At 30.9% G+C, this 22,275-nt stretch carries 21 protein-coding genes; 5 read left to right on the top strand and 16 right to left on the bottom strand.

Going from position 1 to position 22,275, the window contains the following annotated elements; translation table 11 throughout:
• The first annotated feature begins 88 nt into the window (after positions 1-88).
• Genes MED152_RS10420 through MED152_RS10410 form a run of 3 tightly spaced genes read left to right on the top strand, consistent with a single transcriptional unit; the run spans position 89 to position 2,504 of the window.
• Complete coding sequence (locus MED152_RS10420) at positions 89-1,270, top strand: peptidogalycan biosysnthesis protein (RefSeq protein ID WP_015481843.1); 1,182 nt, start codon at positions 89-91, stop codon at positions 1,268-1,270.
• Complete coding sequence (locus MED152_RS10415) at positions 1,267-2,133, top strand: acyl-CoA thioesterase II (RefSeq protein ID WP_015481842.1); 867 nt, start codon at positions 1,267-1,269, stop codon at positions 2,131-2,133. Before MED152_RS10420 ends, MED152_RS10415 begins: the two co-directional genes overlap by 4 nt.
• 23 nt (positions 2,134-2,156) lie before the next feature.
• On the top strand, positions 2,157-2,504 hold the full coding sequence (locus tag MED152_RS10410) for an SdpI family protein (RefSeq protein WP_015481841.1): 348 nt from the start codon (positions 2,157-2,159) through the stop codon (positions 2,502-2,504).
• A gap of 5 nt (positions 2,505-2,509) precedes the next feature.
• Here the strand turns inward: MED152_RS10410 and MED152_RS10405 are convergent, their stop codons facing one another.
• The 3 genes from MED152_RS10405 to MED152_RS10395 are packed head-to-tail and all read right to left on the bottom strand — an operon-like array spanning position 2,510 to position 8,051.
• A complete protein-coding gene (locus MED152_RS10405; protein WP_015481840.1) occupies positions 2,510-4,999 on the bottom strand; it encodes a TonB-dependent receptor in 2,490 nt (829 codons plus the stop codon).
• A complete protein-coding gene (gene recO / locus MED152_RS10400; protein ID WP_015481839.1) occupies positions 4,999-5,721 on the bottom strand; it encodes a DNA repair protein RecO in 723 nt (240 codons plus the stop codon). The genes MED152_RS10405 and recO overlap by 1 nt, the downstream gene beginning before the upstream one ends.
• Positions 5,721-8,051, bottom strand: a complete 2,331-nt coding sequence (locus tag MED152_RS10395) for a hypothetical protein (RefSeq protein WP_015481838.1) — start codon at positions 8,049-8,051, stop codon at positions 5,721-5,723. Before MED152_RS10395 ends, recO begins: the two co-directional genes overlap by 1 nt.
• 252 nt (positions 8,052-8,303) lie before the next feature.
• Here MED152_RS10395 and MED152_RS10390 point away from each other — a divergent pair, with 252 nt between their 5' ends.
• Positions 8,304-8,780 (top strand): CYTH domain-containing protein, encoded by a 477-nt coding sequence (locus MED152_RS10390; RefSeq protein WP_015481837.1) that lies wholly within the window; start codon positions 8,304-8,306, stop codon positions 8,778-8,780.
• Here MED152_RS10390 and MED152_RS10385 read toward each other — a convergent pair.
• Positions 8,775-9,413: a hemolysin III family protein gene (locus MED152_RS10385; RefSeq protein WP_015481836.1), complete on the bottom strand. Its 639-nt coding sequence runs from the start codon at positions 9,411-9,413 to the stop codon at positions 8,775-8,777. The two genes, MED152_RS10390 and MED152_RS10385, sit on opposite strands and share 6 nt — an antisense overlap.
• On the bottom strand, positions 9,385-10,176 hold the full coding sequence (locus MED152_RS10380) for a 1-acyl-sn-glycerol-3-phosphate acyltransferase (protein WP_041383595.1): 792 nt from the start codon (positions 10,174-10,176) through the stop codon (positions 9,385-9,387). Before MED152_RS10380 ends, MED152_RS10385 begins: the two co-directional genes overlap by 29 nt.
• Positions 10,177-10,311: 135 nt before the next feature.
• Between MED152_RS10380 and trpS the strand changes: the two genes are divergently transcribed.
• Positions 10,312-11,280, top strand: a complete 969-nt coding sequence (trpS, locus tag MED152_RS10375) for a tryptophan--tRNA ligase (protein WP_015481834.1) — start codon at positions 10,312-10,314, stop codon at positions 11,278-11,280.
• 70 nt (positions 11,281-11,350) lie between these two features.
• On the opposite strand, the gene MED152_RS10370 is transcribed toward trpS, so the two are convergent.
• From MED152_RS10370 to MED152_RS10320, 11 genes are all read right to left on the bottom strand, one after another.
• Positions 11,351-11,848, bottom strand: a complete 498-nt coding sequence (locus tag MED152_RS10370) for a DUF1761 domain-containing protein (RefSeq protein ID WP_015481833.1) — start codon at positions 11,846-11,848, stop codon at positions 11,351-11,353.
• Between the two features lie 119 nt (positions 11,849-11,967).
• Positions 11,968-12,948, bottom strand: coding sequence for a DUF4837 family protein (locus tag MED152_RS10365; protein WP_015481832.1), 981 nt, complete (start codon positions 12,946-12,948; stop codon positions 11,968-11,970).
• A gap of 71 nt (positions 12,949-13,019) precedes the next feature.
• Positions 13,020-14,330 carry a lytic transglycosylase domain-containing protein gene (locus tag MED152_RS10360; protein ID WP_015481831.1) on the bottom strand — a complete coding sequence of 437 codons (1,311 nt, stop codon included), beginning with the start codon at positions 14,328-14,330 and terminating at the stop codon, positions 13,020-13,022.
• A 4-nt stretch (positions 14,331-14,334) separates the two neighbouring features.
• Positions 14,335-15,096, bottom strand: a complete 762-nt coding sequence (locus MED152_RS10355) for an exodeoxyribonuclease III (RefSeq protein ID WP_015481830.1) — start codon at positions 15,094-15,096, stop codon at positions 14,335-14,337.
• A 34-nt stretch (positions 15,097-15,130) separates the two neighbouring features.
• The gene (locus tag MED152_RS10350; RefSeq protein WP_015481829.1) at positions 15,131-15,361 is read right to left on the bottom strand and encodes a hypothetical protein; all 231 of its coding nucleotides are present in this window, start codon (positions 15,359-15,361) and stop codon (positions 15,131-15,133) included.
• Positions 15,362-16,018 (bottom strand): CoA transferase subunit B, encoded by a 657-nt coding sequence (locus tag MED152_RS10345; protein ID WP_015481828.1) that lies wholly within the window; start codon positions 16,016-16,018, stop codon positions 15,362-15,364.
• A 2-nt stretch (positions 16,019-16,020) separates the two neighbouring features.
• A complete protein-coding gene (locus MED152_RS10340) occupies positions 16,021-16,722 on the bottom strand; it encodes a CoA transferase subunit A (protein WP_015481827.1) in 702 nt (233 codons plus the stop codon).
• A 36-nt stretch (positions 16,723-16,758) separates the two neighbouring features.
• On the bottom strand, positions 16,759-19,026 hold the full coding sequence (locus MED152_RS10335) for a transglycosylase domain-containing protein (RefSeq protein ID WP_015481826.1): 2,268 nt from the start codon (positions 19,024-19,026) through the stop codon (positions 16,759-16,761).
• 1 nt (position 19,027) lies between these two features.
• Positions 19,028-19,528 (bottom strand): gliding motility lipoprotein GldH, encoded by a 501-nt coding sequence (locus MED152_RS10330; protein WP_015481825.1) that lies wholly within the window; start codon positions 19,526-19,528, stop codon positions 19,028-19,030.
• Positions 19,500-20,843: a regulatory iron-sulfur-containing complex subunit RicT gene (locus MED152_RS10325; protein ID WP_015481824.1), complete on the bottom strand. Its 1,344-nt coding sequence runs from the start codon at positions 20,841-20,843 to the stop codon at positions 19,500-19,502. Before MED152_RS10325 ends, MED152_RS10330 begins: the two co-directional genes overlap by 29 nt.
• 357 nt (positions 20,844-21,200) lie before the next feature.
• The gene (locus MED152_RS10320) at positions 21,201-22,232 is read right to left on the bottom strand and encodes a rhodanese-related sulfurtransferase (protein ID WP_015481823.1); all 1,032 of its coding nucleotides are present in this window, start codon (positions 22,230-22,232) and stop codon (positions 21,201-21,203) included.
• Positions 22,233-22,275: the final 43 nt, after the last annotated feature.

Genomic DNA, 22,275 nt, shown 5'->3' with positions numbered 1-22,275 from the left:
ACGTTATAATTGTTTATTTCTATGGCAAAATTTTTAAACTGATTTATTTTTAAGAACTTTGCAAAACCAAAAAAACACTATACATTCTTTGAATTGTTCCACTAAAAATCTCAGTGCTAATTATTACTCGTCTGTTGATGAAATACCTAGTAAAGTTTGGAGCTCTTTAAATGCTAATGATAATGTTTATTTCAAAAAGGCCTTTTTAAAATCAATAGAAGATAATCATGAAAATTTAGATTTTTTCTATGTGGTTTTATTAGATGAAGCGCAAAATGCCAAGTGTTTTGGCTCTATACAAATAGTAGATTTTTACTTTGAAACCGTAAAGAATGATTTAGAATCATTTGCGAAACAAGTAAAAGAATTTGGTCAAAAATTAAACTTATTTCCTAAGAAAAAACCTTTTAAACTTTTAATTTGTGGTAATACCTTTGTAAGTGGAGAACATGGCATTTTAATAGCGAACGGTTTTGATAAAAAGCAAACTATTAAAGAATTGGCAAAGGCCATTCTTAATTACGTCAACAAAAACGATAAATTGCAAATTGATGCTTTTCTTTTAAAAGATTTTGTAAACGAATCTCTTTCAATAACTAATGAATTAAAAGATTATAACTATCACCCTTTTTCTGTTGAGCCTAATATGGTATTGCATATAGATGAAAGTTGGCAAAATTTTGATGATTATTTACAAGCCCTTAAAACCAAATTTAGAGTTAAAGCAAAAAAAGCCTTTAAATTAAGTGCAAGTTTAATTGTAAAAACTGTAACCAAAAACTCTATAGAAGAACAGCTTCCTAAAATGGAAGAGCTTTATAAAAAAGTGGCAAAAAATGCTTCTTTTAATTTGAGTGATTTTAATTTAAGCACCTACAAAGATTTTATCAATCAATTAAATAACAATTACATTATTAAAACGTATTATTTAGAAGATAAAATGGTTGGTTTTATGACTGGCGTTATAAATAACAAAAATCTGGATGCACATTTTGTAGGCATAGATTATAGTTTAAATAAACAATTGGCCATCTATCAAAGAATGCTTTACGATTATATTAAAATTGCTATTGATCATAATTTAAAAACCTTGAACTTTGGACGAACAGCAAGCGAAATTAAAAGCTCTGTAGGTGCAGAACCACAAGATTTAACCATGTACCTTCGTCATAAGAAAAGTATAACCAATAAATTAATAAAGTTATTTTTAATGAGAGTGCAACCCACTCCATTTCGTCAAAATTTACCTTTTAAAAATAAACCCCAATGAAAACAAGTGCAGAATTAATAAACTTATTAAACTTAGAAGAAGTAAATGAACGTACTTTTTTAGGAGAAAGTGTAACCATAGGTAGTGCTATTGTTTTTGGTGGTCAAGTTTTAGCACAAGCCGTTAATGCAGCTTATAGAACCATTCCAGAAAATCGATTTTTGCACTCTTTGCATTCTTATTTCTTAGAGGCAGGAGATTTGAAGGTTCCTATTTCTTATGATGTTGCTATTATGAGAGATGGAGGTAGTTTTGCCACAAGAAGAGTAACTGCTAGCCAAAATGGAAAAACCATTTTTATTCTTGCTGCATCTTTCCATAAAAAGGAGGAAGGTTTTGAGCATCAAACAAAAATGAATTTTGATGTAAAACAGCCAGAAGAATTATTGAGTTGGGAAGAAATGGCTGTAAAATTTGGCGACTTTTTACCAAAAGGTGTCAAGTCTTTTTTAAGTATAGAAAGGCCAATTGAATTTAAGCCTGTAGTTGTACCAAATCCTTTAAAGCCAGAAAACAAAGAAGCTAAAGAAGAAATTTGGTTTAAATTAAAAGGCACTATTCCTAAAATGGACTTAAAATTAAAGCACCAAATACTAACCTATATTTCTGATTATAATGTTCTAAATGCAGCCTTTAATCCTAATGCAGAAAACTATAGTTTTGCAAATACAATGACTGCAAGTTTAGATCATTCTATGTGGTTTTTTAGAGATTTTGATTTTAATGATTGGATGCTCTTTTCTGCAGACTCACCAAATGCTTATGGTGCAAGAGGTTTGTGCAGAGGAAACATTTTTACCAGAGATGGTAAATTGGTGGCTTCTTTTGCTCAAGAAGGATTAATGAGACCTATAAAAAAATAAAATATAACAAAAACAGATTTTAAATGGAACCTTATATTTATATATTAACTACAAATGGTGTATTGTTTTTAATTAGCATTATTTTCTGGAAATTTCCACCAAAAAAAATCAATGGTTTATATGGTTACAGAACTCCAAAAGCCATGCAAAATGAAGATATTTGGCATTTTGCCAACTCAACTTTTAATGTGGCTTTTTTAAAATATAGTGGTATTTCTTTACTAGCAGCTTTGGTTTTAACAAGTATTAGTGTAGAACAATTAACTTGGCAACCTATGGTTTTTGTGGCGTTAGCAATTTTGGTTAGCTTAATTAAAACAGAACGTGCAATAAATGAAAACTTCGATGACGAAGGAAAACGTATTAAATAATCTAGTTAAAAGTTAGCCACGAAAGAAACAGATAAATTTCTTCCTGGAGAAGATACACCAGAAGCAAATTCAATGTAGTGCTCGTCAAAAATATTGTCTAATCTGGCTTGCACAGAAAAATTTGTACTTACATCATAAGATCCATTTAATCCAAAAGTCATCCAACTAGGAGAACCAAAGTATATATCTTCATCACTGGTAGCATTAGCATTTACAATCGGAGTTAAATCGTGATTGTCTGTACCTTCTGTAAAATTAAAATCTTCGATATCTTTTTTACTATTAAATCTAAACTCTGCTCCTAAAGCCAATTTTTCTTTCTTATAATTTACCTCAAACTGACCAAATAATGGCGGAATAGATGACATTGGTTCTTCAGTATCATAAGTTCTACCCTTTGTATAGGTTACAAATCCTGATGTATTAATCGTCTTAGAAATTTTACCCAAATAATTAATTGTATACCCCAAAATATAAGCTGTACCTTTATTTTGATTATTAACTGCATTTCCGAATTCGCCATCAAATTCTACTTGCTGAATAGAACCATCTGCATTGTACACAAAATCTCTTTGAATATAATTATCTAAAAGAGTGTAATAGAAATTAGCTCCTAGCCTAAATTTTTTATTATTAAAATACTTCTGTAAACCAAACTCTGCATTGTATGCAAATTCAGGATTTACATTAATATTAGGGATAGTTACATTACCAGATTTTTCTCGAACACGACCTACATCATCAATATTTGGAGATCTAAAACCAGAAGATAAAACACTGTTTAATTGCCAATTTGTATTTGGTTTATAAACATATCCTAAAGTGGCTGTTACAGCTGAATTGTTTCTAGATATATCTTTATCATCGAAGGTTAAAAATGTCTCATCGATCCAAGTTGCATTTTTCTGAATATTTGTAAATCGAATACCAGAGTTTAGAGTAGATTTTCTATTCAAATCTTGCCTGTAACCAATATAAACTGCAGAAGTTAAAAAGTTACTACCACCATCTGGATATCTTGACTGTACCTTAAAATCATTAGAAAAACCATTGATTTGACCATTTTCTATGTTTAAGGTTTTTCCAAATGAATTCGATGCAACATCATTATAAGCAAACTCAAATCCGTAAGATAAAATTCGTGAATTATTATTTGCTAAAGGCACAGAAAAATCGCCATTTAAACTGAAAACATTCACAGTTTCCTCTCTATAAGACCTATCTAAACTACCAAATTTTCTTTGGATTCTACTCTCTTTTATATTTTGATAAGCAGCTGTTATTGTTCCTGTTTCCAACCAATTTTTGTGCGGATGAACATCTAATTGAGAGGATAATAAAAATCTTTGTTGAGGCCCATAATACCATTCTGCAAACTTTAAAGAAGACACATCTGTAAGGTCTGTTAACTCTGTTAACCTATCAAACCTTTGAATATCTGAAGACGTAGAATACTGTAAATTTACTTTAAGATCGGTGTCTTTTGACAAAGGCACGAAAAACTTTTGTAAGAAATCTGTTTGATTGTATCCAGTATTTCTTAATAAATTAGGATTTGAATTCAGTGTAGGATTTGCAGCGTAATTCCCATTTACATTTTCGGAATAATAGAACACTTTACCCCAATCTTCAAAACCATGATTTCTATTTTTACCCGCTCTTAAATCGCCAAAATCAGAATAAGAAATACTTGTAAAAGATGCCCATTTTTCGAAACTTAACTCAGCAGAAACACTTGTGGTTATTTCTTGATTTACTGTTGAAAATCTAGAAAAAAGTTGACTTTTTACCTCGTTATTTTCTGATAATTGAGGTGTTTTTGTGTAATAATGAATAACACCACCCAAAGCATCTGAACCATAAATAACAGAAGATGGTCCAAACACAACCTCTGTTTTCTCAAGTAAGTTAGGAGACAGTGTTATTGAATTTTGTAAGTGCCCTTTTCTATATATTGCATTGTTCATTCTAACACCATCTACCACCAATAAAACACGGTTAGATTCCATTCCTCTAATTACAGGACTACCACCACCAAATTGAGATTTTTGTACTTTAATACCAGGAATTGCTGCTAATAAATCTGCAGAAGTTTGTGGCGAAATTTTACGGATATCTTTTTTAGAAACAACAGCTATTCGTTCTGCAATTCGTTTGGTTTTTACATCTTTTTTAAATGCAGAAATTACAACCTCATCTAGTTGTTCAGATTCTTTGATGAGTTGAATTACAAAATTTCGATTTTTTAAGTTTGATTTTTTTATGCGATAAACTGCATATGAGATGTGAGAAAATATAATTACCTCATTATCCTTAATTAGAGATACATCTGCAAACCCTTCTTTATCTGTAGATAAACTTACAGTATTATCCTCATTAAAAATACTAACATTTTTAACTCCTCTGCCTGTTTCTTTATCTAAAACTTTAACAGTTTGCGCTATAGATGAGCCACCAACCAAAAAAATAAAATAAATAAAAATGTTCTTCATCATCAACTAAAAACGGTTTCTAAAACTTGTAAAGATTTAGGATTTCTAAAATTGCCCAAATGTAGTTTAAAATACTGAATTATTATCTGCAAAACTACCTGCCTTTCTTCTTTACTAAAAGACACTTCTTGTATTTCATCAAAATTTATGCCTAACAGCTTTTTAAATTGATAAAAATCGTTTTTATGAATTACATTTTTATTGGCAAAATTATCAGAATAAACACCTTCTAACAGATCAAAACCATTTTTAGTATGATCAGACAAGTCTGGATAAAAACCTAGAAAACCAGTTAAATTTAGTAAAAACAACAAGTGAAAGTTGGCAACATTATCATGCAAATCTAACCATTGTAATGCTGTTTCTAAATACTCATAAAGAGTGGTATTTTGCTCTTCTTCTTGTATGGCATTACTCAAAACTTCAGATAAAAATAAAACTACAGACTGCTTTACAATATTGCTGTATACTGTTTTATAAGGCTGATGAACCTGTACTTCTTTAAGCGAGTTTAATGTATTTTTCGAATTGTGATTGGCTACAATTTTCAATTGGGTTAGTGGCTGAAAATAAGCAGCAGTTATACCTTTCTTTTTAGGTTTTAAAACACCTCTAATCATATAAGTTTTAATACCTTCTTCTTGTGTATAGCATTTTACAATTAAACTGGTATCACCATATTTAATGGCACTAAGCACAATTGCTTTTGTAGTTACAATTGCCATTAATTTACAATTGCAATTTTAGCTGTTGCAGTTTCAGAGGCATCATCATTAGACAACAAAACAATATACACACCAGATGAAACTTTAGTACCTGCAAGGTTTCGCTTATCCCAAACTACTTTACCTCCTTGAACTTCTTGCCCTTCTACAACATTGGTTTCATAAACTAAATAGCCTGCAACATCAAGAATTTTTACATTAGTACCTTTAGGTAAATTATTTCCATTTCTACCAGTTATTGTAACAGTATTATGGTTTTTTAAAACAGGGTTTGGGTAGGCATAAACTTCATCTAAAACTTCACCAAAAGGTGCTACATTACTATTGTAGGCAACTATTCCTTTTTCAGTAGCAAAGAACACTTTTCCACTTGAATCATCTATAGCAATTTTCAAAATTTTGTTAGATGGTAAAGGCGAATTTTGAGTGCTAAAATTATTCAGGGTAGTTGTTCCTGAAGGATTCGTATATAAAACTCCACCATTTTCTGTTCCAAACCATTTGTTGTCTGCACCATCAACCTTTATTGTATTTACTCTTTGGTCTCCTAACAAGCGTTCACCTACACCATTTTCTTCTATGATTACAGGTTGTGCGTTTAAAACTTCTGCATCAAAAACGGTAGATGCATTTCTAAATACAACCATTCCTGTTCTGGTACCCATCCAAATTCTATTAGATCTGTCTACTGCCACTGTTAACACATCTGTATCTGGCAAATTACCAAGATTTGGCGTGGTTACTAATGCTCTAGTTCTATTGCCATTTTCATTAAAGGCATAAATACCATTTCTTCTAGTACCCATCCAAATGGTTTGGTTGTTATCTATTGCAATTTCACTTAAACCAAAAAAGGTTGGATTGATTTTTAATCCACTTAAATCATAACTACTCCAAACTCCAGAGGGTGACAACCTTTTAAGCTCATCTGTTCTATTAATATTGGCTACCCAAAGATTGCCTTCTCTATCAAATTTAGAACCGCTTATTCGTAAAGTTACTCTATTAGGTTGTGTGGGTTCTAAATCTTCTAAACCACTATTTAAGCGATTGTAAAATGTGCTTATTTCATTATTCTCTACTACTAAAAGTCCTCCTGTTGAAACCGAATTAATATCACTTGTATCACCAAAAGAACTTATGTAGACTCTATTTTCTGCATTTGGATCTATAGAAACATGATTCAAATCAATCACTGGAAAATTAGGATCAAAAGGTGTATTAAACCATTCTTCTCCATTATAATGACTAAATCCTTGTCTTTTTAATAATGGACTGTAAAACAAATTATAACCTCCATAAACCACCCACAGGTCGTTGTCTTTTGCTGCTATTGAAAACACATCGTTAGACAAAGGCCCTTCTGGATGAATCTCTGTAAAATTTGCAGCTTGCCCCAAATTTCTAGACAACACTCCAAATTGATTCGTGGCTAAATAAATCGTGTTATTTACAAACAAAGCATTAGAAAGCGTAAAATTAAAATCTGTTGTAGTGTTAATTTCTTGCTGAACATTTAAGCTTGAATCAAATACTATTGCCTGATTATTTAGAGTAATAATTAGATTAGAATCAGACGAATTTAAATTGACAATTGGTTCCGAAAAACGTCTTATTTCGGTTAAATTATTATTTACTAGTTGGTATAAAGTATTTTTTTCTGCCACATAAATAGCATCATCAAAACTTACAATTCTACTAAACTCTCTGTTTGGAAAGCTCTGTTGCCAACTATTAAAATCTATCAACAAATTACTTGTTGCATCTGCTTTAAATATACCATCTTCAGTTACAGCATAAATAGTATTATCTAACACTAAAGTTTCATTAATTACTAAAGAAGTAGAATTGTTTCCAATGAAAAAAGTATCACCAAACTCTAATTTTTCTAGGTTATATTCTACTATAGCAAATGGGGTTGCTAGGTATAATGTGTTTTCGAACTCAGCTATATGGTTTATACTTTTAAAGCCAGTCTGATTAAAGTTGGTAATATCAGAAGATATCGTAATTTCTCCATTTTCATCAATCACTTCAACTAAGCCATTCTCATAACCAACAACCAATCTTTTGTAGACTGTACTGTAAAATATAGCAGATGTAGTTTCGCCAGACAAACCTTGAATAGAAGAAAATTTTTCGGTTTCTAATGTACTTTCATTAAAGGTAAATACTGCATTATCTACTAATGCATAAATTATATTATCTACTTTTACAAAATCTTTTACGTTGTTGTAAGAATAAAAATCTTCCCAAGAATTGCTGTAATCTATTTGAGAAAAAGTTATAAAAGATAAAAAGGAAAAAAATATAAAAATTGATTTCTTCATAATTCATATTAGAGTTCAAATATATTTTAAATACTGTAAACTAACGTAATAAATAAGTACATTAGTGCTTAAATATATTGATATTGTCTTAAATAACAATTAATGGCACTTATTACTTTAGATGACTTTATAGACACCTATTTTAAAATAGTTCAAACAGGTAGTGCTTTTTCAATTAGAAGATAATTTTTTAAAAAACCATGCATCAGACTATGTTTTTGGTGTATATAAAAATAAGAAGTAGCATATTTTATGGCTTTAGAAATAGAAAGAAAGTTTTTGGTAAAAAACAACGATTATAAACAGCAAGCATACCTCACAAAAAAAATAAAGCAAGGTTATTTAAATACCGATAAAAGCAGAACAGTAAGAGTTCGTATTCAAGATGATAAAGCTTTCCTAACCATTAAAGGCAAATCTAATGCTACAGGTACCACAAGGTTTGAATGGGAGAAAGAAATTGATAAAAAAGAAGCTGAACAGTTGCTGCTTTTATGTGAACCCTATATAATAGACAAGACTCGCTTTTTGATAAAAAATGAGCATTTCACTTTTGAAGTAGATGAATTTAAAGGAGCCAATAATGGTTTAGTTTTGGCTGAAATAGAGCTAAATTCGGAGCAAGAAAAATTTTTAAAACCTAATTGGTTAGGTAAAGAAGTTACAGGCGATATTAGATATTACAACTCTTATATTAGTAAAAAACCTTTTACATCTTGGAAATTATAAATTATAAATACCTAAGAAGTGAGAAAAGCTACCTAACAACACAAAAACGTGAAAAATTGCATGATTGTAAGGCATTCTCTTAATCGAATACAAAACAGCTCCAATAGAATAAAAAACACCACCAGCTAGCAAATAATAAAAGTTTTCAGAAGAAATACTCTCCATAAGCGGTTTTATAAAAAACATAACTTGCCAACCCATAAGCAAGTACATTGCAGTAGAAACTTTATCAAATCTACCTGTAAAAAACAATTTCAAAATAATACCTGTTAGTGCAAAAAGCCACACAAACAAAAACATATACCAACCTAAATCTGAATTCAAACCAACCAAACAAAAAGGTGAGTAACTGCCAGCAATTAATACATAAATGGCTGCATGATCGAAAATATTTAATTTTCTTCTTTTTTTAGGCTCTTTTGCTGCATGATAAAAAGTTGATGCTGCATACAATACAATCATACTTAAACCGTAAATAATAAAACTTAAGGGTTGCCAAAAACCAGTAAAATCAAAAGATTTATATACCAAAAAGGGAAAAGCTACAACACTTAGAACCAAGCCTAGGCCATGAGAAAAAATATTTAATTTCTCTTCTTTTGTGCTATAAAGGTGATTTAAACTCTCGCTCATTATTAGGTCTGTTAGTATCTTTCATATACTTTTTATCATTTATCAAATCTTGATAAATTAAATCAAAGGTCTGCTTTTTAAGTTGATCAACATCACTTAATTCTAAGTTTTTAGTCTCAATAAAACTATGCTGATGAATTCTAAAAAGTCCTGGGCCACCTTTAAAAAAATCCCAAGAAAAAAGTCGTTTGCAATCATAGTATACTTGGGGCACAATTGGCATTTCAAATTCTATTGCTAAACTAAAAGCACCATCTTTAAAAGGTGCTAAAATTACGTTTTCTGCAGGCACCAAACCTTCAGGAAAAATAGCCATGCTTGTACCATTTCTAAGTTTTTCTTTTGCCATTTTAAAAACCCTTTTTCTACTTTTTGGGCTGCTTCTATCTACCATAATCACAACTCTCTTATAGAAAAATCCAAAAATTGGAATTTTAACCAACTCTTTCTTTCCTATAAAAACAATAGGGTTTTTACTAAGTGCGATCATTACAAAAGGATCCATCAATGAGCCATGATTAGGACAAAACATATAACTTTTGTCTCTTTCAATTTTCATTTCTCTATCTACCTTAAGTCGAAAACCCATTCCATAAATCAAGATAAAAGACCATAATCTTACCATTTTCCAAAAAATAGGATAATAAGATTCCTTAGCCGTTAATACCAGCATAAATGGTACCATAATTAAAATGGTAACTATTAAAAGTAGGTAGAACCAAATGCGCCAAATAAATAAAAACGGAATTTTAATAAATTTCAAAGTAGCAAGGTTAATAAGTAGTTTTAAACATTTAAAACTATGGCAAAAATACTAATTTCTTTTCTTTGATATTTTTTGTACTCAAAACCTTATTTTTGCCTTCTAAAATTAATTTTCGATTTTAAAATTAAATAAATGTCTAGAATTTTAACAGGAGTACAAAGTACAGGAACACCACATTTAGGTAATTTATTAGGAGCAATTTTACCAGCTATAGAAATGGCTAATGATCCTAAAAACGAAGCTTTTCTTTTTATAGCAGATATGCATTCTTTAACTCAAATTAAAGATGGTAAACAGCTAAGAGAAAACACCTACAGCACTGCTGCAACTTGGCTTGCTTGTGGTTTAGACATTAATAAAACAGTATTTTACAGACAGAGTGATATACCTCAAGTAACTGAACTAAGTTGGTATTTGAGTTGTTATTTTCCTTATCAAAGACTAACCTTGGCTCATAGTTTTAAAGACAAAGCAGATCGTTTGTCTGATGTAAATTCTGGTTTATTTACTTACCCGATGTTAATGGCTGCAGATATTTTATTGTATGACGCAGAAATTGTACCTGTAGGTAAAGATCAATTGCAACATTTAGAAATGACTAGAGATGTTGCAAACAGATTTAACCATGTAGTGGGTGAAACTTTAGTAGCGCCAAAAGCAAAAATACAAGAGAACACCAAATTAGTTCCTGGAACTGATGGCGAAAAAATGAGTAAATCTAGAGAGAATACCATCAACATTTTTTTAACTGATAAAAAATTAAGAAAACAAATTATGGGTATTAAGACAGATAGTACACCTTTAGAAGAACCTAAAAATCCAGATACTGATAATGTTTTTGCGCTATATAAACTGTTAGCTACTGATACTCAAATTACAGAAATGAGAGCAAATTATGAAGGTGGAAATTATGGTTATGGTCATGCAAAACAAGCTTTATATGAGGTAATTGTAGAGAAATTTGCAACAATAAGAGAACGTTATCATCATTACATGAACAATCAGCATGAAATTGATGAAGCCTTAAAATTAGGAGCTGAAAAAGCAACTGAAACAGCTAATGAAGTTTTACAAAGAGTTCGTGCCAAAATAGGATATTAAACTAATTGTAAATACAATATAGAAAAAGCCGCTTTTAGCGGCTTTTTTATTTTTATTTTAGGGTTAAGAATTACATCCACTGACAAATAATACCACCCATAACTGCAAGTGTAACTATCCAATATCCTGCATTAATAGCCACATATTTAAAAGATTTTTTCTCAAAAACAGCAATGATTCCTAAAATCGGCATTATTAAGAAGAAGCCAAACAAAACTCCATGAAAAGCTCCGTGTTTAAAGGTTCTAAATCGATCGCTATAAGTAGCTACAAAATTTTCGAAATACGAATAAGCCTCACCTGTTTGCTCTGCAAATCCTGGCTCACCTGCTAAAGTAGAATAAACACCCATTTGATGTATAACCATTGGCATTAATGCAAACGCAATTAAAAGGCTTAAAACATAAGAAATGAGTAAAGTTTTAACCATGTTTGTGTCTTTTAAAGACTCTTCTGTAAAACCCATTTGGTTCATCCAGGCTTTTCCAAAAAGAGGACCATACCATACAAAGCCAATAATCATTGGGACTAAGGCTGCTAAAAAAAAGATGTAGAAATTCATTTCCATGATAAAATAGTTTTTTGGTTGATATTCAAATATAACAAATACCAATTTGATAATTAGTTATTTACAAAAAAAGGCCTCAGAATCACTTCTGAGGCCTTTATGTATTTTGTAGAATTCCCTTAATTTATTTTTAAAGATTTTGCAATAGCTTCTAACTCGAAAACAAAGGCTCTTTTATTCACAGAAGGTGCATAGGTAAACCCTTCGACCACAATTAATCTATTGTTAGCTTCATCTAATACTGTATAATTCAAAAAAGGACCTGCCATAAAATCATTTTTTACCTCCCATTTTCCTCTTGTTTCATAGGCTTTTTTACCATCTATAGTTGCATCAAAAGTAAAAGGAGTGTAGGCTTCTTCTGTAATCATATACATTTTTTCTGGGTCTGAACCTGGTATGTATTTTTTACCTATTGCATTTCTAACCGAAACTATACTGTCTGCAACTGTTGTTTTATCTACTAAAGGCACAGAATACACCAAAATATTATTACTACCGGTTTTAGCAATACCACTTGTTAAATGATTACGAAGCCATAAGAATTCTCCTGTATCATCTACTGTATTAAATTTATTAGGAATTGTCATTGAAAGGCCCAATTGTTCTAAGGTCTTGTATTTTTGCTTTGAAGCATCTTTTTTGAAGATACCTTGTGTAAATGCAATATCTGAATCTAAGAAGGTTTTTCTAATTTCTTCTTTTCTGTTTTGAAGAATTTCTATGATTTCTTTATCATCTTTACCCTGAACATAAATAATGGTTTGCGGTTTAGCGTAAACATTTCGTTTAACAGAAAAGTTAGATTTTTCTCCTTCAGATATCACTAATATATTTCTACTAGCTTTCATCATAGAACTAAAACCACTAGGTGCTACTTGAGAAACAGATAAAATTGGTTCTGCTTGTGGTAAACCTACCATTAATTCTCCAAAAGAATTTCTTACCTCTTGGCCAACATCTCCTGTCCAATCACTAATTTTAGCAACAACCATTACCTTGTTAATTCTACCAATAGATTCTTTTAAAATCATTTTATCATTACCAACACAGGAAACTAATAAAATGGATAATACAAATACTGAAAATATTTTTTTCATGGTTTTCTTTTATAAAATTTGATTCAATTGTATGTCCTCAAAGACTATTCCAAATTGAAATTTAATTCTTATTATCTTAAACGTTTTGGATAAATATATAAACGCTGACCAATTTTAAGGTTACTTGTTTTTAAACTATTCCAGCGTTTTATACTACTTACTCGCACTCCGAATTTATTTGCAATTTTACCTAAATAATCGCCACTTTTTACTTTGTAACGAATGCGTTTATCCATTTCGAAATACTTAGGCAAAGGTTTTTCTCTTTTAGCATCGTCTTCATCAGCTAATGCATAAAGCTGTTTTTCTTTGTCTAGAAAATCGATAATTTTACTGCTTGGCAACCTTAAAGCATAATTTCTATCCTTAATAAACGGAATAATATCTAGCTTATAAGAAGGGTTTAAAAATGTAAGCACCTCTTCATCAACATTTATTGTTTCTGAAATTTGATCAAAAGAAACTGTTCTTTTTACGCGAACTGTATCTGTTTGAAATTCGAAAAACTTTGGTAACTCAGAGTATATATTGTGATCATTAGCATGTTCAAAAATATACATAGTAGCATAAAATGCAGGCACATAACCTGCAGTTTCTCTTGGTAAATAGGGCCTTATATTCCAATAATTTTTAAAACCTCCAGATCGTTTTATAGCTTTAGAAACATTACCTGGACCAGAATTATAAGCTGCAAGTGCTAAATCCCAATCTCCAAAAACATTATATAATTGACTTAGATATTTACAGGCTGCAATTGTTGCTTTAACAGGATCATACCTTTCATCTACATAAGAACTCACCTTTAAATCGAACTGTTTTCCTGTACCATACATAAACTGCCATAAACCAGAGGCTCCAACTCCAGATCTTGCCTTTGGTCTTAGAGCAGATTCTACAATAGAAAGGTATTTCATTTCTAAAGGAATATCATATTGATCTAAATATTGCTCAAACATTGGAAAGTAATATTTGGCTTTTGCCATCAATGCTGGATAATATTTTCCTCTATATAAAAGATAACTATTGATTACTTTTTCTAAAGCAGGATTGTAAGCCAAATCAAATGGTGTTTGATCGTTTAAATGAGATAGACGTTGCTTAAGCAAATCTGTAGTAACTGCTTTTTTAGTATTGCCAATAATATCTTTATCATCAATTACATATTCTAAAGTGTCTATTAAAGGTGAATTGAATTTATGACCTACCAATAAACTATCAATCATTTTCAAGTCGTCATCAGAAAACAAGTCATCATTTTTAATATCTGCTAGCTTTATATTTGTATTGCTAATAGTATCAATTTTAACAATTGGTAGTGTATCTATTTCCTGTTGTGCAAAGGTTGAAATACTGATAAGTAAAAAGGATAAAAGAAACCTCATAAATTTAAATGTCTAGTTCTAATGCTATTGGGCAATGATCTGAATGTTTTGCTTCTGGTAAAATGTATGCTCTGCTTATTTTATCTTTTAAAGGTTCAGAAACCATTGCATAATCTAGCCTCCAACCTTTATTGTTTGCTCTTGCGTTTGCTCTGTAACTCCACCAAGAATATTGTTGTAGTTCTTTATTTAAATAACGAAAACTGTCTATAAACCCACTGTTGATAAAATTGCCAATCCAAGTTCTTTCTTCTGGTAAAAACCCAGATACACCCTTCATTTTTGGGTTATGAATATCTATCTCTTCGTGACAAATATTATAATCCCCACAAATGACCAAATTCGGAATTTCTTTTCTTAGATTAGTAATGTATTCTTGAAACTCATCCATATAATTAAACTTGTAATCCAAGCGTAATGCGTTAGTTCCAGAAGGTAAATACAAACTCATGATTGATACATCATCAAAATCTACTCTTAGGTTTCTACCTTCAAAATCCATAGATTCTATTCCTGTACCATACTCAATATGATTTGGTTTTTCTTTACACAAAATTGCTACTGAAGAATACCCTTTTTTTTGTGCAGAAAACCAATAATGGTAAGGATAACCAGCATCTTCGAACAACGATAAATCTAATTGTTCTTTGTGCGCTTTAGTTTCTTGAATACAAATTACATCTGGATTTGCGGCTTTCAACCAATCTGAAAATCCTTTTTTTAAGGCAGCTCTAATTCCGTTTACGTTATATGAGATAATTTTCATTCAGTGCTATTAATTTCCTTTAACAGGACAATTCTTATACTTTTTTATTAATTACTTTTTTAAAAAACAACCACTTCATTTGCTCTTCTACACCATGCTGTTTTTCTACAGTTTTAAATTTAGGAGATAAAATATAAGCACCTCCTACATTAATCAGAATTGTATAAATATTAGGCTCATATTCTAAAATCTTATAAATAATTAGGCCAAAAACAATAATTAGAATTGGGAAAAGGAAAGGAATAATATATTTTAAATTTTTCATTTACAAACTCATTTCAGGAATATCACCTTTAACCACTAAAGTACCTTCTGTTGCTTTTTGAATTTCTTCAACAGAAACTCCTGGAGCTCTTTCTAACAAGTGAAATGCATTGTCTTTTACTTCTAAAACTGCTAAATTGGTAACCACTTTTGTTACACAACCTACCCCTGTTAATGGTAAAGAACATTGCTTTAATATTTTTGATTCGCCTCTTTTATTGGTATGCATCATTGCCACAATAATATTTTCTGCAGATGCCACTAAATCCATAGCTCCACCCATACCTTTTACCATTTTTCCTGGAATTTTCCAGTTAGCAATATCTCCATTTTCTGCAACTTCCATTGCTCCTAAAATGGTTAAATCTACATGCTTACCACGAATCATGGCAAAGCTAGTTGCAGAATCGAAAAAACTTGCTCCAGGCATTGTTGTTATGGTTTGCTTCCCAGCATTTATAATGTCTGCATCTTCTTCACCTTCAAAAGGAAAAGGCCCCATACCTAAAACACCATTCTCAGATTGAAACTCAACCTCTATATCTTCTCTTACGTAATTAGCTACCAAAGTTGGTATACCAATACCTAGGTTTACATAAAAACCATCTTGCACTTCTTGTGCAATTCTTTTAGCGATTCCATTTTTATCTAAAGCCATACTTATTGTTTTTGTCTTACAGTTCTTTGCTCAATCCTTTTCTCATAATTGGTGCCTTCAAAAATTCTTTGTACAAAAATTCCTGGAATATGAATATGATTAGGATCTAACTCACCTACTTCTACTAACTCTTCTACCTCAACAACAGTAATCGTTGCTGCACCACACATATTTGGATTAAAATTTCTTGAAGTTCCTTTAAAAACTAAATTACCTGCAGCATCACCTTTCCAAGCTTTTACAAAGGCAAAATCTGCTTTAAAAGCTGGTTCTAAAACATACATTTTACCATCAAACTCTCTAGTTTCTTTACCTTCTGCTACTTCTGTGCCAAAACCTGCAGGCGTGTAAAATGCAGGAAAACCTGCTTGTGCTGCTCTACATTTCTCAGCTAAAGTACCTTGTGGTGTTAATTCTACTTCTAATTCACCTGATAACATTTGGCGTTCAAACTCATCATTTTCACCAACGTAAGATGATATCATTTTTTTGATTTGCTTATTCTGTAATAATAAACCCAAACCAAAATCATCTACACCTGCATTGTTAGAAATGCATGTAACATCTCTAACATCTAATTTTACTAATTCTGAAATAGCATTTTCAGGAATTCCACAAAGTCCAAAACCACCTAGCATAAGAGTCATACCATCTTTTACGCCACTTAAAGCTTCTTGAACACTATTTACTTTTTTGTTTATCATTCTTTTAAAATTTAATGATTTTTAAAAAGATAGAATTTAAAAATCTGTATCTCCTCTAGGAACTGTATCTATATTTTCCTCCTCTTTTTTATCGCAATTGATATTTATGCTTAATTCTTCTGGTTTTTCAAAATCTTCTTTAGAAATATTTAAAGATTTATCTGCATAACATTTTTGCATAAATAAAGCCCAAGTTGGTAATGCCATTGTTGCACCTTGCCCTTTTGCAATACCCGCAAAATGAGTTGCTCTATCTTCTCCACCTGTCCAAACACCTGTTGCTAAATTTGGTACAATTCCCATAAACCAACCATCTGACTGATTTTGGGTTGTACCTGTTTTACCTGCAATTGCATTTTTAAATCCGTAAGGAAAACCAGTTACAGCACCACCACCTGAAGACCATGAAGATCTTAAACGAACACCTGAACCTGATTGGGTTACCCCTTCTAATAAATTTAAAATTACATAGGCAGATTCTTCACTTAGAACCTCTTGTGTTTCTGGCACAAAATCTTTTAAAACAGTACCGTTTTTATCTTCAATTCTGGTAATGATCATTGGTTTTACTCGTAAACCTCTATTTGCAAATGTAGAGTATGCACTTACCATTTCTAATAAAGATAAATCGACTGCACCTAAAGCGATTGCAGGATTTGCCTTTATTTCTGTTTCAATACCAGATGCTTTAGCCAAACGTACCACATTTTCTGGAGCTACTTTATCTATTAAATTTGCTGATATTGTATTTACTGAACCTGCTAAACCATCTTTTAACGTAAGCATTCCTCCATAATTTTGTGTAGCATTATCTGGTGTCCAAGCTTCAGGAATTCCATATTTACCTTTAGGAATTGTGTAACGAATATTTGGCAGCTCATCACAAGGAGACATTCTTAATTGGTTAATAGCAGTTGCATAAACAAATGGTTTAAATGTAGAACCAACTTGTCTTTTTTGTTGAGCAACAGCATCGTACTTAAAAAATTTATTATTGATACCACCCACCCAAGCTTTTATATGACCTGTTTGTGGCTCTATTGATAATAAACCTGATCGTAAAAAATGTTTGTAATATTTAATTGAGTCATTTGGCGACATCACAGTATCTTTAACACCTTTCCAAGAGAATACTTTCATTTCTGTTTTAGTATTAAAAATCTTATCTATTTCTTTAACAGGTTTGCCTGCTGCAATCAATCTTTTGTATCTATTTGAATTCTTTTTAGCTCTTTCATAAATACTTCTAATTTGACTTTTTTCTAAATCGTAAAAAGGTGCAGTTCTATTTCTTGCTTGCTCCTTAAAAAAATACGATTGTAGATTAGCCATATGCTCTTTTACAGCTTCTTCTGCATACTTTTGCATTCTAGAATCAATAGTTACATATATTTTTAAGCCATCTCTAAAAATATCATATTCTTCACCATTTGGTTTTGGGTTATTTCTAACCCATGTGCGCATTACTTTTTGTAAATGTGCTCTAAAATAAGTTGCATAACCTTCATCATGGCTTTCTGGAGTATATTCTAAATCTAATGGCAATTGCTGCAATTTAATTTTTTCATCTTCAGAAATGTAATTGTTTTTAGACATTTGTAATAAAACAACATTTCTTCTTTGTTTTACAATAGCCTCTCTTCTTAAAGGATTAAAATAAGAGGAGTTTTTAAGCATACCTACTAACATTGCAGATTCCTGAATTTCTAAATCTTTTGGTTCTTTTCCAAAATAAATTCTTGCTGCAGAACGTATACCAACTGCCTGATTTAAAAAGTCGTATTTATTTAAGTACATTGCAATAATCTCTTGCTTTGTATATTGTTTTTCTAGTTTAGTAGCAACAACCCATTCTTTCATTTTTTGCAATACTCTTTTAAAAATATTGCTAGATGCTCTACCTGTAAACAGCATTTTTGCTAATTGCTGAGATATGGTACTTGCACCTCCACTACCTGGTTTTAGAACAGCTCTTGCTGTACCTCTAAAATCGATACCTGAATGTTCGTAAAAACGTTCATCTTCAGTAGCAACTAAAGCATTAACTAAATTTTGAGGTAGCTCATTAAAATGAACGGGAGTTCTATTCTCGGTTGCATATTTACCAATGGTAACACCATCTGAAGAAATTACTTCTGTAGCTATATTGGTTTGCGGATTTTCTAACTCTTCAAAAGTGGGTAACGCTCCAAAACCACCAACAGAAGCTGTAAAAAATAAGCCAGCTAAAATTAAAACACCACCAAGGATAAGTGCCCAAAACCAAATGATAAACTTTTTAAAGCTTGTTTTTTTCTCTGCCATTTTAATTATTATTTTCGATACTGAAACCAATATCTTGTATACCTTCTAAATTTGAAATAGGGTTAACCTGTCCGTTTTTACGCATTGCATGTCGAATATTAAATTGATATTCACCACCTTTTGCAAATTTTATTTGTTCTTTGTAAAAGAGTTTATTTTCTATTACATCTGCAAAACCATCGCCTAAAAAATTCCCTTTAGCATCTGTCATAGCATACTGTAAAGTGTCTATCACTTTATCTCCATTTGGAGCTTTTAATTCAGTAATAACATACAAATTACTAAATGGGTAATTGTAATTATTTCTGATATTGATAAACAAGTTTTTTGGTTGAATAGTATCTGATACATCAAAAATAAATGAGATTTTCTCTTGAGATTTCCAACTGCTATCTTGCATTGTTTTATATTCTGTAAACTCTATATTAGAGTTGCAACTGTACAAAATAGCTATTAGAAATAAAATAAAGAATTTATGACTTTTCTTTAGCACTATTCCCATTTTGGTTTTTGTTGTTTTTTCTATTTCTATTATTTCTCCTTGGCTTATTTGGCCTTGCACCTTCTGCTTTTGGTTGATTTTGATTTGGTTTGTTTTTTGGTTTTCTTTTCTGTTGATTGTTCTTGTTTTGATTTGAAGTTTTTGCAACAGTTGCAGCAACCGGTTTTTTCTTCCTTTTGTTTCTGTTGTTTCTTCTTCGTTTACTTGGTTTAGGTGTATCAAAACGTGTTAAACTATCTTGCCCAGCTGCATCCTCAAAACTTACTTTTTCTACAATCTCTACATCAGATTCATACTCTTCTAACGAAATAGATTTTTCATTATTTTTATTTAATTCTATAATTTCTTGAACCTGATCTAGGGTTAAACGAAACCATTTAAAACGTTCTTCTTTGTATGTATACCAAAGATGTTTTTTAAAAATATCCATCTTTACAAAAACAGCATCTCCTTTTTCTGTTTTTAGAACCACATCTTGTTTTGGAAACGATTTTAAAGCATCTAAATAAGTATCTAACTCAAAATTTAAACAACATTTTAACTTACCACATTGCCCTGCTAATTTTAAAGGGTTTAAAGATAATTGCTGATAACGTGCAGCAGATGTTGTTACTTTTCTAAAATCTGTTAACCAAGTAGAACAACATAATTCTCTACCACAAGAACCTACTCCTCCTAATCTTGCTGCTTCTTGCCTTGCACCTACTTGTTTCATTTCTACTCGAATTGAAAAAGCACCAGCCAAATCTCTAATTAATTGTCTAAAATCTACTCTTGCATCTGCAGTGTAATAAAAAGTGGCTTTATTTCCATCTCCTTGATACTCTACATCAGAAAGTTTCATCTGTAAGCCAAGTTTACCTAAAATTTCTCGACCTCTTCTTTGGGTTTCTTCTTCCTTAGCTCTTGCTGCTTGCCAAACATCTATATCTCTCTGAGTAGCTTTTCTATAAATTTTCTTAACATCTTCATGATCTTCCGTAATTTTACGCTTTTTCATTTGCACTTTTACTAATTCTCCTGCTAATGAAATAGTCCCTATATCATGACCTGGAGAACCCTCTACAGCAATAATATCACCCATGGTTAAGGGCAAATTATCTACATTTTTATAAAAATGTTTTCTTCCGTTTTTAAAACGTACTTCAAAAATATTATAACGTTCTTGACCACTTGGTAATTTCATATTCGAAAGCCAATCAAAAACAGCTAACTTTTCACTTCCACTACCACAAGAACCTGACCCACAATTTCCATTACTTTTACAACCTCTAGGTACCCCATTTTCTGTTGTACCACAACTTCCACATGCCATGTAAAATATATATTTTAATCCGTTTTTAAACTAAAGCTGTTTTACCAAGTAATTAACAGCATCAATTATAGTCTTGTTTGCTTAAAAACGTACGATTCACAATTTGATAATCAGGCTCCTATATAATTTCCACCCAATCTTCTCTATTTCGTAAATATACGTATTCTTAAAGAATGAAAAAACAGCTTTTTTTAAGATCTAATTTTTACAAACTTTGCTACTCTTTGCACTAAATTAATCTGTTTTGACAATTAAAATTTGTGCCATTTAGAATTCGCTATCATCTAATTAGAATTCGTTTTAAAAACAAAAAAGACCTCTATAAAAGAGGCCTTATTATTTATTTTCGAAAGAAATTTAGTTTTTAAATTTTAAAACTTTACTTCTGCCTTTTTTAAAAATTTTGTTACTGTTTCCTTTACCTTTTCTTAGTTCTTTTTGTTCTTCGTAAGGTAAATGAATAATTTCTTGACAATCTGTAGAACAAGTATTTTCCATTTTTTCTGAACATTCATCACATTGTATAAACAACAAATGACAAGCTTCATTTGCACAGTTTGTATGGGTATCGCAAGGTTTTCCACATTGATGGCAATTGGCAATAACATCATCTGTAATTTTTTCTGCTCTTCTATGATCGAACACGAAGTTTTTACCAATAAATTTATTTTCTATGCCTTCTTCATTTACTTGACGTGTATATTCTATAATACCACCTTCTAACTGAAAAACGTTTTTAAATCCTTTGTGTTTGTAATAAGCAGATGCTTTTTCACAACGAATACCTCCAGTACAATACATCAATAAATTCTTATCTTCTTTATTGTCTTTTAAATCTTCTTCAATAATGTCTAAAGAATCACGAAACGTATCTACATCTGGAGTAACTGCACCATCAAAATGACCAATTTCACTCTCATAATGATTGCGCATATCTACACACACTGTATCAGGATTTGCCAACATTTCATTAAATTCTTTCGCGTTTAAATGTATCCCTTTATTAGTAACATCAAAAGTGTCATCATTAAGACCATCTGCTACAATTTTGTTTCTAACTTTCACTTTAAGTTTTAGAAACGATTTATTGTATTGTTCAATAGCAATATTTAGGCGAATGTCTTTAAGAAAGCTTATACTATCTAGTTGTTCTTTCAATGCGTATAAGTTTTCTGATGGTACAGAAAGTTGAGCATTAATACCTTCATAGGATACGTAAATTCTACCTAATACATCTAGAGCATTCCATTCTAGAAATAACTTATCTCTTAAGATTTGAGGATTTTTAATTTGGTGGTATTGATAAAAAGAAATGGTAAGTCTGTCTTTACCAGCTTTATCAATTAATTCTGCGCGTTCTTGTGCGCTTAACTTATTGTACAGTTGCATGCTATACCTTTTTTTAAGCTGAACATTATTCAGTTCGTGTTCG

Source organism: Polaribacter sp. MED152 (assembly GCF_000152945.2).
Taxonomy (GTDB): domain Bacteria; phylum Bacteroidota; class Bacteroidia; order Flavobacteriales; family Flavobacteriaceae; genus Polaribacter.
The sequence above is the reverse complement of the archived record's forward strand: the minus strand, read 5'-3'. Positions and strand labels throughout refer to the sequence as shown.

What these genes read in the sequence shown, in the direction of transcription:
- MED152_RS10415 (WP_015481842.1), top strand. Translation starts at nt 1,267, where the DNA reads ATGAAAACAAGTGCAGAATTAATAAACTTATTAAACTTAGAAGAAGTA.
- MED152_RS10410 (WP_015481841.1), top strand. Translation starts at nt 2,157, where the DNA reads ATGGAACCTTATATTTATATATTAACTACAAATGGTGTATTGTTTTTA.
- MED152_RS10405 (WP_015481840.1), bottom strand. Translation starts at nt 4,999, where the DNA reads ATGATGAAGAACATTTTTATTTATTTTATTTTTTTGGTTGGTGGCTCA.
- recO (WP_015481839.1), bottom strand. Translation starts at nt 5,721, where the DNA reads ATGGCAATTGTAACTACAAAAGCAATTGTGCTTAGTGCCATTAAATAT.
- MED152_RS10395 (WP_015481838.1), bottom strand. Translation starts at nt 8,051, where the DNA reads ATGAAGAAATCAATTTTTATATTTTTTTCCTTTTTATCTTTTATAACT.
- MED152_RS10390 (WP_015481837.1), top strand. Translation starts at nt 8,304, where the DNA reads ATGGCTTTAGAAATAGAAAGAAAGTTTTTGGTAAAAAACAACGATTAT.
- MED152_RS10385 (WP_015481836.1), bottom strand. Translation starts at nt 9,413, where the DNA reads ATGAGCGAGAGTTTAAATCACCTTTATAGCACAAAAGAAGAGAAATTA.
- trpS (WP_015481834.1), top strand. Translation starts at nt 10,312, where the DNA reads ATGTCTAGAATTTTAACAGGAGTACAAAGTACAGGAACACCACATTTA.
- MED152_RS10370 (WP_015481833.1), bottom strand. Translation starts at nt 11,848, where the DNA reads ATGGAAATGAATTTCTACATCTTTTTTTTAGCAGCCTTAGTCCCAATG.
- MED152_RS10365 (WP_015481832.1), bottom strand. Translation starts at nt 12,948, where the DNA reads ATGAAAAAAATATTTTCAGTATTTGTATTATCCATTTTATTAGTTTCC.
- MED152_RS10360 (WP_015481831.1), bottom strand. Translation starts at nt 14,330, where the DNA reads ATGAGGTTTCTTTTATCCTTTTTACTTATCAGTATTTCAACCTTTGCA.
- MED152_RS10355 (WP_015481830.1), bottom strand. Translation starts at nt 15,096, where the DNA reads ATGAAAATTATCTCATATAACGTAAACGGAATTAGAGCTGCCTTAAAA.
- MED152_RS10350 (WP_015481829.1), bottom strand. Translation starts at nt 15,361, where the DNA reads ATGAAAAATTTAAAATATATTATTCCTTTCCTTTTCCCAATTCTAATT.
- MED152_RS10345 (WP_015481828.1), bottom strand. Translation starts at nt 16,018, where the DNA reads ATGGCTTTAGATAAAAATGGAATCGCTAAAAGAATTGCACAAGAAGTG.
- MED152_RS10340 (WP_015481827.1), bottom strand. Translation starts at nt 16,722, where the DNA reads ATGATAAACAAAAAAGTAAATAGTGTTCAAGAAGCTTTAAGTGGCGTA.
- MED152_RS10335 (WP_015481826.1), bottom strand. Translation starts at nt 19,026, where the DNA reads ATGGCAGAGAAAAAAACAAGCTTTAAAAAGTTTATCATTTGGTTTTGG.
- MED152_RS10330 (WP_015481825.1), bottom strand. Translation starts at nt 19,528, where the DNA reads ATGGGAATAGTGCTAAAGAAAAGTCATAAATTCTTTATTTTATTTCTA.
- MED152_RS10325 (WP_015481824.1), bottom strand. Translation starts at nt 20,843, where the DNA reads ATGGCATGTGGAAGTTGTGGTACAACAGAAAATGGGGTACCTAGAGGT.
- MED152_RS10320 (WP_015481823.1), bottom strand. Translation starts at nt 22,232, where the DNA reads ATGCAACTGTACAATAAGTTAAGCGCACAAGAACGCGCAGAATTAATT.